The organism is Acidovorax sp. HMWF018 (assembly GCF_003061035.1).
GTDB classification, from domain to species: domain Bacteria; phylum Pseudomonadota; class Gammaproteobacteria; order Burkholderiales; family Burkholderiaceae_C; genus Acidovorax; species Acidovorax delafieldii.
The window spans coordinates 1-13,867 of record NZ_QAIM01000449.1 but is presented as its reverse complement, the minus strand read 5'-3'; the positions used below and the strand labels follow the sequence as shown (position 1 = coordinate 13,867).

General features: G+C 66.9%; 14 protein-coding genes. 5 read left to right on the top strand and 9 right to left on the bottom strand.

What is annotated here, in order from left to right:
* The coding region (locus DBR23_RS18520) for a nitronate monooxygenase family protein (protein WP_233250550.1) at positions 1-669 on the bottom strand (669 nt) is incomplete at its 3' end.
* Positions 670-739: 70 nt separating this feature from the next.
* Entirely contained in the window at positions 740-1,528 is a 789-nt protein-coding gene (locus tag DBR23_RS18515; protein ID WP_108499194.1) for a pseudouridine synthase, read from the bottom strand.
* Between the two features lie 271 nt (positions 1,529-1,799).
* Here DBR23_RS18515 and DBR23_RS18510 point away from each other — a divergent pair, with 271 nt between their 5' ends.
* Positions 1,800-2,135 (top strand): ankyrin repeat domain-containing protein, encoded by a 336-nt coding sequence (locus tag DBR23_RS18510; RefSeq protein WP_108499191.1) that lies wholly within the window; start codon positions 1,800-1,802, stop codon positions 2,133-2,135.
* Between the two features lie 386 nt (positions 2,136-2,521).
* Here the strand turns inward: DBR23_RS18510 and DBR23_RS18500 are convergent, their stop codons facing one another.
* Entirely contained in the window at positions 2,522-2,986 is a 465-nt protein-coding gene (locus DBR23_RS18500; protein ID WP_108499190.1) for a TerB family tellurite resistance protein, read from the bottom strand.
* 139 nt (positions 2,987-3,125) lie between these two features.
* Between DBR23_RS18500 and DBR23_RS18495 the strand changes: the two genes are divergently transcribed.
* Positions 3,126-4,043 carry a DHH family phosphoesterase gene (locus DBR23_RS18495; RefSeq protein ID WP_108499189.1) on the top strand — a complete coding sequence of 306 codons (918 nt, stop codon included), beginning with the start codon at positions 3,126-3,128 and terminating at the stop codon, positions 4,041-4,043.
* Positions 4,044-4,141: 98 nt separating this feature from the next.
* On the opposite strand, the gene DBR23_RS18490 is transcribed toward DBR23_RS18495, so the two are convergent.
* From DBR23_RS18490 to DBR23_RS18480, 3 genes are all read right to left on the bottom strand, one after another.
* Entirely contained in the window at positions 4,142-5,368 is a 1,227-nt protein-coding gene (locus tag DBR23_RS18490; RefSeq protein ID WP_108499188.1) for a DUF1501 domain-containing protein, read from the bottom strand.
* Between the two features lie 201 nt (positions 5,369-5,569).
* Positions 5,570-7,180 (bottom strand): DUF1800 domain-containing protein, encoded by a 1,611-nt coding sequence (locus DBR23_RS18485; RefSeq protein WP_108499187.1) that lies wholly within the window; start codon positions 7,178-7,180, stop codon positions 5,570-5,572.
* 169 nt (positions 7,181-7,349) lie between these two features.
* Entirely contained in the window at positions 7,350-8,633 is a 1,284-nt protein-coding gene (locus DBR23_RS18480; RefSeq protein WP_108499186.1) for an MFS transporter, read from the bottom strand.
* Between the two features lie 248 nt (positions 8,634-8,881).
* Between DBR23_RS18480 and DBR23_RS18475 the strand changes: the two genes are divergently transcribed.
* Positions 8,882-10,585 carry a flagellinolysin gene (locus DBR23_RS18475; RefSeq protein WP_108499185.1) on the top strand — a complete coding sequence of 568 codons (1,704 nt, stop codon included), beginning with the start codon at positions 8,882-8,884 and terminating at the stop codon, positions 10,583-10,585.
* A 57-nt stretch (positions 10,586-10,642) separates the two neighbouring features.
* Here the strand turns inward: DBR23_RS18475 and DBR23_RS18470 are convergent, their stop codons facing one another.
* Positions 10,643-11,077 (bottom strand): thermonuclease family protein, encoded by a 435-nt coding sequence (locus DBR23_RS18470; protein ID WP_108499184.1) that lies wholly within the window; start codon positions 11,075-11,077, stop codon positions 10,643-10,645.
* A 489-nt stretch (positions 11,078-11,566) separates the two neighbouring features.
* Between DBR23_RS18470 and DBR23_RS18465 the strand changes: the two genes are divergently transcribed.
* Positions 11,567-12,061: a DUF2242 domain-containing protein gene (locus tag DBR23_RS18465; RefSeq protein WP_056747050.1), complete on the top strand. Its 495-nt coding sequence runs from the start codon at positions 11,567-11,569 to the stop codon at positions 12,059-12,061.
* A 62-nt stretch (positions 12,062-12,123) separates the two neighbouring features.
* Here the strand turns inward: DBR23_RS18465 and DBR23_RS18460 are convergent, their stop codons facing one another.
* Complete coding sequence (locus tag DBR23_RS18460) at positions 12,124-12,669, bottom strand: alpha/beta hydrolase (protein WP_108499182.1); 546 nt, start codon at positions 12,667-12,669, stop codon at positions 12,124-12,126.
* A 139-nt stretch (positions 12,670-12,808) separates the two neighbouring features.
* Here DBR23_RS18460 and DBR23_RS18455 point away from each other — a divergent pair, with 139 nt between their 5' ends.
* A complete protein-coding gene (locus DBR23_RS18455; protein ID WP_056064760.1) occupies positions 12,809-13,246 on the top strand; it encodes an Lrp/AsnC family transcriptional regulator in 438 nt (145 codons plus the stop codon).
* A gap of 48 nt (positions 13,247-13,294) precedes the next feature.
* Here DBR23_RS18455 and DBR23_RS18450 read toward each other — a convergent pair whose 3' ends face one another.
* A complete protein-coding gene (locus DBR23_RS18450; RefSeq protein WP_108499193.1) occupies positions 13,295-13,864 on the bottom strand; it encodes a dihydrofolate reductase family protein in 570 nt (189 codons plus the stop codon).
* Between the last annotated feature and the right edge of the window lie 3 nt (positions 13,865-13,867).

Sequence of the window (13,867 nt, the reverse complement as noted above, 5' to 3'; positions counted from 1 at the left end):
GGTGCCGGTGACGCCCGCATCGACGATCGCGTTCTTGTAGTTGGCGTGCACGGGGCTTTCGGCGCAGCTGACAAACCGTGTGCCCATCTGCACCGCCTCGGCCCCCAGCGCAAAGGCTGCGGCCATGCCGCGCCCGTCGCAGATGCCACCTGCCGCCACCAGCGGCACGTCCACCCGTGCGCGGATGGCCTGCAGCAGCACCAGGGTGGAGACCTCTTCGGGGCTCTTGAAGCCGCCGCCTTCACCGCCTTCGACCACCAGGCCGTCAATGCCTGCGTCCACGCATTTCAGCGCTGCGTCCACCGTGGGCACCGCGTGGTACACGGTGATGCCCGCGTCCTTGAGCGGCGCGATGAACTTGGCGGGGCTACCCGCTGAGGTGGTCACAAACTTCACGCCCGACGCGCAGACAAAGCGCAGCATGGCGTCGTCCTTCAAAAAGCGGATGGGCAGGTTCACGCCAAACGGCAGGCCCAGCGCGCTCATCTTGGTGATCTCGGCCTGGCAATTGGCCGTCTCGCCGGAGGACGTCTCAATGATGCCCAGCCCCCCCGCGCGCGACACCGCCGAGGCCAGCTGCGTGCGCGCAATCCAGCCCATGGGCGCCTGGATGATGGGGTAGCGCGCGCCCGTGTGGGCAAGGACGCGGTTGGTGGCGGGTGCGGTCATGGGCAAGGTCTCCTGGTTTTTTGAGAGCGCCCATTATTTCGACGGGCATGCCGTCGCCGTGTCGCCCGCGTTACGGGGCCGGGACGGGGGGCTCGTGCCAGGGCAGCTTGGCAAACAGGCGCTGCCAGTCGGCGCATGGCACGGTGGAGTCGTCGGCGGGGGCGCGCCCGCAGTCCCAGTCCGCGGGTCCCGGCCAACGCAGCCCGCTGTCGAAGGTCATCGCCGCCCCCGTCACAGGGTGCGGCACCGTGAGCTGCCAGGCATGCAGCCACAGCCGCTGCTGGCCCAGCCGCTCGGCCCACCAGCGGTTGAGCGGGCCCTTGCCATGCGTGGCATCGCCAATGATGGGGTACGCCAGGTGCTTGAGGTGGCGGCGGATCTGGTGGCGCCGCCCGGTGGTAGGGGTGGCCTCGACCAGCGAGGCGCGGGTGCTGGAAAAACGAGCGTCGCTGGCCTCGGGCAGCGTGAGCTGCGCCAGCCGCCGAAAGCGTGTGTGGGCGTCCTGCACGGCGGCATCCGCAGGCGCATCGTCGGGCTTCAAGGCGTGGTCCACCTCGATGGCCTCAGGCGCCCAGCCGCGCACCATCGCCAGGTAGCGCTTGTGCGTGGCGCCATGCTCAAACGCTTGTGACAGCGCGCGCGCCGCATCGCTGTGCAGCGCCATCACCAGCACGCCGCAGGTGCCCTTGTCGAGCCGGTGCACCGGGAACACATGCCGGCCCAGCTGGTCGCGCAGGGTCTGCATCACAAACCGCGTCTCGCCCGCGTCCAGCCCCGTGCGGTGCACCAGCCAGCCTGCGGGCTTGTACACGGCCACCAGGTGCTCGTCGCGCCATAGGATGTGCAGGGGAGGGGGCATGGAGGAATGTGTGTGGGCCATCGCGGGCTAGGGATCCTCTGCACGAATCAAGCGGCAAGTGAGCGCAGCGGATCGGGAGGGGCTGCAAGGCGCAAAACGCAGCAATAGCCGTAGCTATTGCGAGTATTTGCAACGCTGCAGACCGCCCGAGGCCTCTGATGCACACGGCGCGCTGATTCGTGCAGAGGATCCCTAGGGGAAGGCGCGGATTGTGCCGCACGCGCCGCTGCCTACACTGGCCCCGTTCAACCCTTGCAAAGGATGCCCAGGTATGTCCGCTGGAGACTGGAAAGACATGTACGCCGCCGCCGTGGCGGGCGACCTGGCGCTGGTGCGCCATCACATCAGTGCGGGCGTGAACCCCAACTACCAGCATCCCGAGATCCTGTGTACGCCCTTGGTCGCCAGTCTTATCCACGGCCACGACGCGATTGCGCATTACCTGCTGGCCCATGGAGCCGACCCCATGCTGCGGTCCGACTTTGACGACATGACCCCGCTGGAGGCTGCGCACCGTTATCGGCGCACCGAGTTCATTGGCATGCTGCAGGCGCAGGGTGCGCAGGAGGAGCGCAAGCCGTTCTGGTGGCGCTGGTTGCCGGTGTAGACGTCGAGCAAAGGCGAACCCGTAGAGCCCGCGCGGCGCAGGCCAGCTGCCGCCGTGTAAGAACCCGTTCAAAGTCTTTTTGGAGTTGCACAAGTCCCTTGCCGGGATGGGATGCTAGGCGCGGTGCGCAGTGGATAGCCCTGCTATCCACAAGCGCCGCAACGCCGCAGACCGCCCGGCGAGGCACTTGCCCGAAGGGTTGGAGTGAAATCGGGCGATTGGACGCCCCGGCTGCTGGCATGGGCACGAGCCCATGCGGCGCATCCGAAGCATCCACTCCTCCCGATTGCACTCCAATGCGATCTCCAAAAAGACTTTGAACAGGTTCTAAAGGCCGCCCCGTCGCACGGGCGGCGTCCCCCCTCGGGGGGAAGGCGCGAAGCGACTCAGGGGGGGCTTACTTCCTTCGCGCGCATCTTGGCGCCGATGTACTCGCCATGCGTCACATGCAGCAGACCCGCTACCTTGCTGATGGTGTGCATCTCGTTCTCGTCCGACCGTGCGTCCGCATAGGCCACCTGCCACATGGCTTCGACCAGCCGGATCTTCTCGGCCTGTGTGAAGTGTTCGTTCAACTGGCTGGTGAAGTGCTGGTAGTCGTAGGCCGTTCGGGAGGTGGTGGTGGCTTGGTTCAGCAGGGCCTGCAGTTCTTCGTCCGTTAGCGCAAACTGCTGGCGCAGTGCGCTCTCCATCACGCTGCGCTCTGCATCGCCCAGGGTCGCCTTGGTGCGCACCACCTCCACCAGCAACACGGCGGCTGCCAGTTGCAGCGCCCGCGCACGCTCGGCGGGCGAGGGCGTGGGGTGCAGTGGAGCAATGCTTTCCAATAGGTCTTTGAGGGCTTGGAACATCGTGTGGTTTGCGAGGGGGCGTGGGTAGGATGGATGCGCTGGGGGGCGCGTTGGTTCCGCTGTATTGACGGGGTTTAAGTACCCAGGCTGCGCAGATTGCGCTCGGTGCCTTGCCATGCCCCGGCGACAATCGGGGGCCATGACGAAGAAAACCATACTCCCCCTGCAACTGCTGGTTGCCCCCGACAAGAACGACCCCGCGCCGCTGATCCTCTACCACGGGCGCAATTGCCCCGATGGCTTTGGCGCGGCGCTGGCGGCATGGCTGTACTACGGCGACCAGGCCGAATACGTGGGGCTGGACCACGGCGATGTCAAGACCGTGGACGACCTGCCGCCCCTGCAGGGCCGCGCGGTGTACATCCTCGACTTCTCGTTCGCCAGCGAGGTGATGGCCGCCATCGACGAGCGCGCCGCCAAGCTGGTCATGCTGGACCACCACAAGAGCGCCGCCGAAAAGCTCACCGGCTTTGCCTGCCGCTGCGGCGTGGTGCACTTCGACATGAACAAGTCGGGTGCGCGGCTGGCGTGGGAGTTTTTCCATCCGCACGAACCGATGCCTGCCCTGTTCAAATACGTGGAAGACCGCGACATCTGGAAGTGGGAGTTTGCCGAGAGCGCTGCCTTCCTGTCAGCCCTGGACATGGAAGAGCAAGGCTTTGCGCGCTGGCGCGAGATTGCCGACTTCACGCCCGAACAGCTCCAGCAGTTCATGGTGCGCGGCGAGGCCATGGACCAGAAGTACCGCAAGCTCTGTGCCGACATCGCCGAAGGCGCGCAGCCGCTGGTGTTCAACGGCATCACCGGCCTGATGGTCAATGCCCCCGGCATGTTCCACAGCCTGGTGGGCGACATCCTCTCGGCCAAAACGGGCACCTTTGCGCTGATGTGGAGTGCAGGCGAAAAGGGCGTGAAGGTGGGGCTGCGTGCGCAGCGCAACTTTGACTGCATCGCGCTGGCCGAAAGCATGGGCGGCGGTGGCCATGCGCAGGCCTGCGGCTTCAAGATGAAGGTGGAGCGCCTGCCAGAGCTGCTGACAGGTACCTTCAACGCGTGATGCCCGGGCGATTTAGAGGATAAATCGCCTGTGGCGCTAGAAATATATGCCTGAGTAGCTATCAAAAATATAGTGAATGATGTGGGGCGCCAGCGCGGCTAAACCAGCCGCAGGTCGGCCCCCTGGGTCCCTGGAAACACCCGCGCCACGGCCGCCGCGTTCAGCCCGTACATGCGGGCGAACAGGCCACCCAGCACACTGCGGTAGTCGTTGAGCACGGGGTAGTCGCGGTTCTGGAACAGCGTGGTGGCGGTCAGCGCCTGCTGCTCGCCCGCAATGCGGCCGCCATTCACCCCGCCGCCCAGCACCCAGAACACCGTGCCGTGGCCATGGTCCGTGCCCCGGTTGCCGTTCTCGCGGAAGGTGCGCCCAAACTCGCTGATGACCACCACCACGGTGGACTTCCACGCGGGGCCCATCTCGTCGGCAAAGCCTGCCAGGCCCCGGCCCAGTTCCTCCAGGCGGTTGGCCAGCGTGCCGGTGGCAGCGCCCTGGCCCACATGGGTGTCCCAGCCGCCCACGTCCACAAAGCCGAGCTGATAGCGCGACTGCATGAGTCGCGCCATGCGCCGGGCCGTGCCTTCAAATCCCTTGGTACTCAGCGCATTGCGGCTGGCGGCCTCCATCTCGCCCTGCATGGTGCGGGCGACCTCATCGCGGGTGGCAAAGCCTTCGTTCACGGGCGTGGCCAGCGGTGTGCCCCGGTACATGGAGGCGATGAGTTCGGCCTGCCGCGCATCCACACCACCGCGCCCCGCGCCTGTGCTCAGTGCGGTGTTGGGCACGTCCACCGCCCCGCGCAGCACCAGGGGCAGGGTGCTGGTGAACGCCATCGGCTGCAGCGCCGTCGGGGCACTGTCGGCGCGCGGGTTCAGCTCGGCCACCAGCCGGTTCAGAAAGCCCGATCGGTAGTCGCGCCGCCCGCCCAGGGGCTGGCCCAGCTCGATGCTGTCCTGGGTGTCGAAGTGGCTGCGCGAGAGATCGTCCGTGCCTGCAAACGGCACAAAGGCGAGCTGGCGCTGCTGGTAAAGCGGCAGCATCGATTCAGCCAGTGCTGGGTGCAGGCCCCAGTCGGGCGTGAGCGGCAGGGCGCCGCCCTCCTGCCCCGGCCGGGCGATGGCGATGTTGGGCCGTGTCTCGTAGTAGTAGCTGCTGGCCGTGGGCACGAGCAGGCTGGCGCAGTCGTAGCCACCGCGCAAGAACACCAGCAGAAAGCGCGCGTCCTGCGCGCGGGGTGCGGCGAGCACGCTGGCGCTGTGCACGCCCAGGCCCGTGCCGAGTGCGCTGGCGCCCAGGGCCTGGAGAAGGTGTCGTCTACAAAGCATGGGGCTGTCCTTTCAACCTATTCAATGGCGCCCGAACCCATCATCGGCTGCTGCGCAGGCGCGTGCGCGGCCAAAGCCATGGCAGCCGTGCAAGGGCCGCCCCGCCGCACGGGCTGCGTCCCCCTTGCCGAAGGGCGAAGCCATTCGAGAGAAGGGGGAGGGCGCGAAGCGACTCAGGGGGATGTACTCCATCTCCTCTCCTCATCCGTGCATGAACTCAGGGGATGCGAGGAACAGCAGGTTCCATTCGCGCGGTGAGGTGGCCTGCGCCAGGGCGCTGCGCGTGGCCGGGGACCACGTGGGCTCCAGCGTACGCACGTAGGCGGTCTGCGCCAGGGCCGGGGGCATGCGCGGCGCGGTGCGGGGTGCCGCGTCATCGCTCGCAGGTGGGGCAGCCATGGCGCCTGCCCCCAAGGCCCGCGCCATCTCAAAGCGCGTGCTCATCTGCCCCGAGCCTGACCATGTCGCGGAGTCCAGCGGGTAGCCATCGGGCGTGACACGGCCATACAAAGGCTCGGCCAGCCGTTGCAGCCACGCCAGCGCAGGGTCGGTGCTGGGCAGCACGGCATCGCCGTGGGCCAGGCGCAGGCCCGCCAGTGCGTAGTGCACCGGGTCCCGAAAACGCTGGCCCAGGGACGCACGGAACTCTGGTGTGTGGAACAGCGTTTCCAGCACTGTCGCAATGTCGCCGTCCGTGCGCTCAAAGCTGCGGGCCAGTGTCTGCAGCAGTGCGGGGGGCGGGTTGTCGCCCACCAGAAAGAGCGCGATCTTGCGGGTGATGAAGCGCGCGGTGGCAGGCGCGCGGGCCAGGCGGTCCAGCGCTTCGTCCACCTCGGCCAGACCTTGGGCGCGGAGCGGCTGGCCGAGCAGTGTTTTGGGGTCCCAGTCATGCCGCTGCGGGTTGAATTCAAACAATCCCTCGCGCACGTAGTGGCGAAGCAGTGCGGGTCGCATGCGCGGGGGCTCGTCACCCGGCGGCCGCTGCGACACGCCCACGCCGGTCAGCACGCGGGCCAGCTCCTGCACGTCCTGCTGGCTGTAGCCACCGTCCACGCCCAGCGTGTGCAGTTCCATCAGCTCGCGCGCGTAGTTTTCGTTGATGCGGCCTGCGGCGTTTTGCGCGTTGTCCAGGTAGCGCAGCATGGCCGGGTGGCGCACGGTGGCGCCCAGCAGGTCGCGAAAGCGGCCCAGCGCGTGGGGGCGCACCGCACGCTCTTCGTAGTCGCCCACCAGGGCGCGCAGGTTGCCTTTGCCTGCAAACACGTTGAAGTGGTTCATCCAGAACCAGGTCATCTTCTCGCGCAACTGGCTGGGCGAATACAGCGCGCGCAGCACAAACCGGGCGGCAGCCTCTTGCTGCAGGGCGCGCATGTCCTGCTGCCAGGCCTTGAGCGCGGCCTTGCGCTCGTCTTCGGTGGGTTGGGCCTTGGCGGCGCGGTTGCGGGCTTCCATGTCGGCCGCCAGTGCCTCGATGGGGGTGCGCGAGATGGCCATGGCGTCGATCTGCGCCTGGGCTTCGCGGGGCAGTGCGGCGTTGGCACCCGGGCGCAGTTGCGCAGCCAGATACGCACTGATGCCCAAGCCGCCCAGCGCTTGCGTGCCCTGGGCGGTGCAGCCCCAGGTCACGCGGTCCAGCAGGCGGGCCAGGGTGGGTTCGTCGGCCGCGCTCCAGGTGCCCGGGCCTGTTGTGTGGGGCACTGCGGCGGCGGGGGGCGCGGCTTGTGTGGCAAGGGGGGTGCCAAAGACGGCGCAACCCGCCAGGCCGAGCAGCAGGGTGCGGCGGTGGAGGTGCAGTGGGTTAGTGGGGGTCATGGGGCCTCGCGGGCAGCCAGCCAATGGCTGTCCGCATGGTGCCGCTGCCACCACCCGCATGCAAGCCCGCACGGCGGGTTTTACCTGCGCGACACAAACGCCAGGGAGGATGTATCGAGGGGTATCTTCAAACCCCTAGACATGATCGCCTGAGAACAGGTTCTCGGTGCTATGGCGCTGCGCCCGTGGCCTGCGCCGCCTCCTCAAAACGGTCTACCTTGCGCAGGGTCTGGAACGCCATCATCCAGCCACCCACCACACCCAGCGTGCACAGGCCGCCCACGATGGCGGCGGGCACCACGCCCAGCCATGCGGCGCTGGTGCCTGCGCGGAATTCGCCCAGTTCGTTGGAGGAGCCGATGAACAGCATGTTCACCGCGTTCACCCGCCCGCGCATGGCGTCGGGCGTGGAGAACTGCACCAGAGCGCCCCGGATGTACACGCTCACCATATCGGCCGCGCCCGCCACGAGCAGCGCCGCAAACGACAGCCAGAACAGTGTAGAAAGCGCAAACACCAGGTTGGCCACGCCAAACACCGCCACCGCGATGAACATGGTGCGGCCCACTTGGCGGTTGAAGGGCCGCATGCTCAGGTACAGCCCGGCGCTGACCTCGCCCACAGCCATGGCACTGCGCAGCGCACCCAGGCCCGCCGGGCCCACATGCAGCACCTCTTGCGCATAGATGGGCAGCAGCGCCACCACGCCGCCCAGCAGCACGGCAAACAGATCCAGCGAGATGGTGCCCAGGATGATGGGCCGCGTGCGGATGAAGGTGATGCCCGCGCCAAAGCGCTCGAACATGGTGCCTTGCGCGGGGCCGGGTGCCGTGGCGTGGGCCACCACCACGCGCAGCAGCAGGGCCACCCCCAGCACAAAACACGCGCAGCAGATGGCATAGGTCAGCTCGCCGCCGCCCAGCGCATACAGCAGCCCGCCCAGCAGCGGCCCGCCAATGCTGGCCACACGCATCAGCATGCTGTTGGCGGCGATGGCCTGGGCCAGTTGTGCACGCGGCACGATCTGTGGCAACAGACTCTGCATGGCCGGGCCCGAGAACGCGCGGGCGCAGCCATAGAGCACCAGCACGGCATAAATGCCCGCCACCCCGCTGCTGCCGTGGCCAGACAGCCACCAGAGCAGGGCGCTGCACAGGCCGCCCACCGACCAGGCAATCGCCAGGATGCGCTTGCGGTCAAAGCGGTCGATCAGGTCGCCCGCGGGCAGCAACAAAGCCAGCATGGGCAGAAACTGCGCCAGCCCCACATAGGCCAGGGCCAGCGGCTGCCGCGTCAGGTCGTACACCTGCCAGGCCACCACCACCGCCTGTACCTGGGTGGCGATGACGGCCACCACGCGGGCGACCAGAAAGGAGACAAAACCGTTGTGGCGATAGACGCTCTGGGCGTCGCTGGCGGCGGGAACAGGCGAAGTGGGCTCGGGAACGGGCATGGACAAGGCGTGGGAGCAGAGAGGCGGCCCAGGGCTGCGCGGACCTGGGGAGAACCCTGATGCTAGCGCCCTCGGCGCGGGCGCGCTGTGAAGGCGGGGTAAAGCCCGGCGTCCAGGCGGTGCGCCCGGGCCTCAGGTTCTCTGTCGACCTGCCGAAAAGACGACAGAGGCCCTGAAAAGCAGGCCCGCTCCGCCCGTGGCGCTTGTGCGCTGCGCCGATTCACCCCCTGGAGACCAATGGTCGAGCCATGGCGTTGACGATCAACACCAATGTGATGTCGCTGAATGCGCAGCGCCGGCTCGGCAATGCACTGGGCGACCTGGCGACGACCGTGCAGCGCCTGTCTTCGGGCCTGCGCATCAACACTGCCAAGGACGACGCGGCGGGCCTTGCCATCTCGGAGCGTTTTACCTCCCAGGTCCGGGGCATGAACCAGGCGGCGCGCAACGCCAACGACGGCTTGTCGCTGATGCAGACGGCCGAGGGCGCCCTGCAGGGCGTGGCTGCCAGCCTGCAGCGCATCCGCGAACTGGCCGTGCAGGCGGCCAATGACACCAACAGTGCCTCCGACCGGGAGGCCATTCAGGCAGAGGTCTCGCGCCTTGCGCAGGAGATTGACCGCACCGGCCGCACCACCCAGTTCAATGGCATGAACGTGTTCGACACCTCCAGCGCGAGCGTGGTGGGCGATGAAAACCTGCTGGGCGTGTACGACGGCTTGACCAGCGCGGGCAGCTGGCTGGAAAGCAGCGAACAGCTCATCCGCACTTACTACGGCCTCAAGGCCGATGGTGCCAAGCTCGATATCCGCTACACCGGCTACACCGACGGCGCCGGCGGGGTGGCTGCCTATGTGCAAAACACGGGCTATGACGCCAACGGCCGGGGACTGAGTCTGGTGTTGCAGGTGGACATGGCCGACTTTGTGCCCCCCAACCTGCCCAACGGCGGCACCGCGCCGTACTACAACGACCGCATCATCGGCCACGAGATGGTGCACGCCGTGATGGCCCGCAGCACCAACTGGCAGAACCTGCAGGCCGGCAACCTGTGGTTCATCGAAGGCACGGCGGAGTTCATCCAAGGGGCGGATGAGCGGGTCAAGAACGACATCGCTGCAGTGACCACGGCAGGCGTGGTGGCCGCCATCAATGGCCCCACCAACACCAGCGAGTTCTACTCGTCCAGCTATTCAGCGGTGCGCTACATGCATGACCGCATCAAGGCGGCGGGGGGCACAGGGGTCAAGGACGTGCTGACCTACATGAACGCCAACCCGGGCGCCACCCTCGACACCGCCATCGCCAATGCCTCGCACGGCGTGTTTACCAACGCGGCCGATGTCAAAAGCCAGTTCGCCACCAACGGCGCCGCGTTCATCGGCACCTTTGACCTGAACAACGACGACACGGGGGCGATCGGCGGGCTGGATGTGGACGGCGGCGCCGCGCGCAATGCCAAGGCCGCCATTCCCAACATGGGCAGCCGCTCCGGCCAGGATGTGCTGGAGGGGTTCACCGAGTCGTACGAAACGATTGCCAAGAACGCCGGGGCCGTGAGCACCAAGGTGTTCCAGGTCGGCGCCAATGCCAACCAGACGCTGGAGACACGGGTGGGCGTGATCAGCCTGGGTGCGCTGGGCCTGCGCAACACGCTGGACGTCACGGTGTCGCCCGCACAGGCCATCGTGGCGGTGGACCGCGCGCTGGACTATGTGAGCAGCCAGCGCGCCGTGCTGGGCGCCCAGGCCTCGCGCCTGGAGGCCACCATCGGCAACCTGCAGGTCAGCAGCGAAAACCTGTCGGCCAGCCGCGCGCGCGTGGTGGACACAGACTTCGCAGTGGAAACCGCTTCGCTGGCGCGCCAGCAGATCCTGCAGCAGGCTGGAAACGCCATGGTGGTGCAGGCCAACCAGATGCCTCAGGGCGTGCTGGCCTTGCTGCGCAACTGATCGCCTTCCGCTCGGGATCGTCAGCGAGGCGGCGGTGCGCGCCGTTTCCCTGGCGAATCAACGGCGCTGCCGGTGCCGGTAGTCCCAGGGCGCCAAAGGCCGCTTCTGGGACCACAGGCCCGCATGCTGCGCCTGTGCAGAGCGCTGCAAGGGCGCCAGGTGCGGGTAGTGGCTGGCGTAGGGCGTGTACACCCAGGCCATGCCTGCGCGCACCTGTGCCGTGGCGACATCGGTGCCACCACAACGCACCTGCGCCACCATGCGGCCGTAGCTGTCCTCATCCACGGGTTGTAGCGCGGCCCGTTGTCGAAAGCACAGCTGTGCCAGGTGCTGCCGCGACTTCTGCCCAAACGCTTGCCGCGACTCGGGCGCATCGATGGCGGCGATGCGCACCTTCACCTGCTGGTAGGCACCAGGTGGTCCGCAGCGGGCAGTGAGGGTGTCGCCGTCGCTGATGGCAACGACCAGGCAAAACAGGGAAGCGAGGGGCACAGGGAGCTTGGGTGTGTGTTTGCAGGCACTGGCGCCAGTGTTTCTTGCAAAAATGGAGCGATTTGGCTGGGTGCGCTACAACAGCATGCTTTTGTAGCTATTAATAGTATAGCGGCGTGCTGCGTGATGACGGTGACACAACAAGGGCTGGTATGGGGGCATGCGCCTGCCGCCGCCCTGCGTAGCATCTGGCGGGCCACAGGTCTGCTTTGCTTCAAGGTGAGACCACGCTGTGGTGTGCATGGCATGAAGAATCTGGGGAACCGGGAGCGGTTACTGCCGTCAGACACCCCAGGCGCTGTGACAATGGGGTGCATTGTCCAATGCGCTCGCGTCGCGTTTGCTTCGCGCTTGTTATCGTCGGCGATAGCCGCCCACCCCCAAGGAGTCCCGGTTTTGCGTTTCCCCTGGTCCACAGAATCCCATGCCCCCCAACCAGCGCTCCTGCGCGCCGCTGCAGTGGCCCTGGCCTGTGGCGCGACTTTGGTCATGGCAGGCTGTGCCGGCACAGGGGCCAAGACGTTTGGCGTGCAGGAGAACTTTGGCTCGGTCGCCACGTACTCGCGCCTGTTCGATGCCACGCCGGCCCAGACGTGTGAAGCCTCGCGCCGCGCGCTGCTCAGCCAGGGCTACGTCATCTCGTCCAGCGCGGCCGACCTGGTGGAAGGCAAGAAGAGCTTCCAGCCCGAGCCCGAGTCGCACCTGCAGATGGTGGTGCGCGTGGTGTGTGTGCCCGAGGCCAACGACGGCAAGGTCAGTCTGGGCTTTGTGACGGCCACCCAGGACACCTACGCATTGCGCAAGACCAACAACTCGGCCAGCGTGGGTGTGGGCGCCATCGGCTCAGTGTCGCTGCCGTTCTCATCCAGCAGCGAGTCCCTGGTCAAGGTGGGCAGCGAGACCATTGCCAAGGACACCTTCTACGACAGCTTTTTTGATCTGGTCAAACGCTACCTGGTCATCGACCAGGCGCTGGCGGACTGAGCGGCCGGGGGCGTGCCCGGCTTTTTTGCTCGTCTCTCGGCCCACTTCCCGCCGGTGCCTCATCAGGCGGCGCGCCAGCGTTGTACCCAGGCCCATCCTTCGGGCCAGTCGCCCAGGCCGCTGTCGGCATTGATATGCCCCTTGGCCCCCAGGTCCACCTGCTGGGCACCCCAGGCGGCAGCGCAATGGGCCGAGAAGGCTGCAGTGGAATACGGATCGTCGCTGCTGCTCACCAGCATAGCCTGCCGCGCGGGCTGACCCGGGGCGGTCAGCGCCGCAGGCACGGGCGTGAAGCCTTTGGCATCCGGTGGAAAGTCGGGCCCATCGGGGTCTGGCACGGCCACCAGCAACAGGGCATGCACAGCGGTCAACGCGCTGGCAGCCCACCGCGCCAGTGCCAGGCAACCCAGGCTGTGGGCCACCACGATGGGGGGCTGGCCTGCTGCGGTGATGGCCGCGTCAATGGCCTGCACCCAGGCGTCGCATTGCGGGTGTGCCCAATCGGCCTGCTCCACCCGCACCACGCCCGTGTGCTGGGTTTGCCACAATGATTGCCAGTGGCGGGGGCCGGAGTTGTAGATGCCGGGAACAAGCAAAACTGGTCTCATCGTCAAAATTCCTTCAGGTCAAAAAAGCAGTGGTATCACTGCCTGCCAACGATAGGTGCCGCGCCTGTGGATGGGCAGGGGGCATCATCGGAAAGTGGCCCTCCAAACCTTGAAGTCATCGCAAAGGGAGCATTGCACCGTGGAACTGGACAAAAAAGACCGACAGATCCTCATGGCCCTGCAGGCCGACGCTCGCCAGAGCCTGTCTGCCTTGGGCAAGCAGATCGGTCTGTCGCAGCCTGCGATGAGCGAGCGCGTCAAGAAACTCGAAGACGCCGGTGTGATCGTGGGCTACCAGGCCCGCATCGACCTGGCTGCCGCTGGCCTGGGCTTGCAGGCCGTGGTGCGGGTGCGCACCACGCACGAACACATTCAGCGCTACGTGCAGCTGTTTCAGACCATGCCCGAGGTGCTGGACGCCGTGCGCGTGACGGGAGAGGACTGCTTTGTGGTGCGCTGCGCATTTGGACAGCCGGCAGACCTGGAGCGCGTGGTGGATGCCCTGGCGGCGTTTGGCAGCGTGTCTACCGCCTTGGTGCTGTCGCACCCCGTGAGCAAGATGGTGCCGCTGGCATGACGCGGCGGGTCAGCAGAACCTGCGGGTGACCCGCGCGGGCGAGCCTGCTTAACGGGTGACCAGGTACCGCAGCTCCGCAAAAATGCCGCCCAGCGTGGTCACTGACTTGAGCTGCAGCGTGGGTTGCATGATCTGGCGCGGCAACAGCGGCGTGCCTGCGCCCAGCGTGACGGGGGCGATCTGCACGATCAGCTCGTCCAGCAGGCCCGCGTCGTAAAACTGCCCCACCAGGTCACCCCCACCCACGACCCACACATTGCGCCCTGCTGCAGCCTGCACCATGGCCTGGTGCACGGGCCGCACATCGCCACGCACAAAGCGCACATCCGCGCCTGCAATGCCGCGCAGCGTCCGTGCGCTGAACACCCAGGTCGGAGGCGTGTAAGGCCAGGGCTGGCCCGCATCGATGGCATGTTTCAGCATCCATTCGTAGGTGTGCGATCCCATTGCCAGCGCACCCACGTCGCGGATGAACGCGGGGTAGCTGGAGCCCTCGATCTCGCCAAATTGCAGCAGCCAGTCGAGGTCATGGTCGGGCGTGGCGAGGAAGCCATCGAGGCTGGATGCGCCGTAGAACTGGGTTTTGCCGGCGCGGGGGTGTTTGCCTTGTGGGGGCATGGT

Coding starts and splice junctions, on each gene's coding strand:
- DBR23_RS18515 (WP_108499194.1), bottom strand. CDS start 1,528: ATGCCCCCTCCCCTGCACATCCTATGGCGCGACGAGCACCTGGTGGCC.
- DBR23_RS18510 (WP_108499191.1), top strand. CDS start 1,800: ATGTCCGCTGGAGACTGGAAAGACATGTACGCCGCCGCCGTGGCGGGC.
- DBR23_RS18500 (WP_108499190.1), bottom strand. CDS start 2,986: ATGTTCCAAGCCCTCAAAGACCTATTGGAAAGCATTGCTCCACTGCAC.
- DBR23_RS18495 (WP_108499189.1), top strand. CDS start 3,126: ATGACGAAGAAAACCATACTCCCCCTGCAACTGCTGGTTGCCCCCGAC.
- DBR23_RS18490 (WP_108499188.1), bottom strand. CDS start 5,368: ATGCTTTGTAGACGACACCTTCTCCAGGCCCTGGGCGCCAGCGCACTC.
- DBR23_RS18485 (WP_108499187.1), bottom strand. CDS start 7,180: ATGACCCCCACTAACCCACTGCACCTCCACCGCCGCACCCTGCTGCTC.
- DBR23_RS18480 (WP_108499186.1), bottom strand. CDS start 8,633: ATGCCCGTTCCCGAGCCCACTTCGCCTGTTCCCGCCGCCAGCGACGCC.
- DBR23_RS18475 (WP_108499185.1), top strand. CDS start 8,882: ATGGCGTTGACGATCAACACCAATGTGATGTCGCTGAATGCGCAGCGC.
- DBR23_RS18465 (WP_056747050.1), top strand. CDS start 11,567: ATGGCAGGCTGTGCCGGCACAGGGGCCAAGACGTTTGGCGTGCAGGAG.
- DBR23_RS18460 (WP_108499182.1), bottom strand. CDS start 12,669: ATGAGACCAGTTTTGCTTGTTCCCGGCATCTACAACTCCGGCCCCCGC.
- DBR23_RS18450 (WP_108499193.1), bottom strand. CDS start 13,864: ATGCCCCCACAAGGCAAACACCCCCGCGCCGGCAAAACCCAGTTCTAC.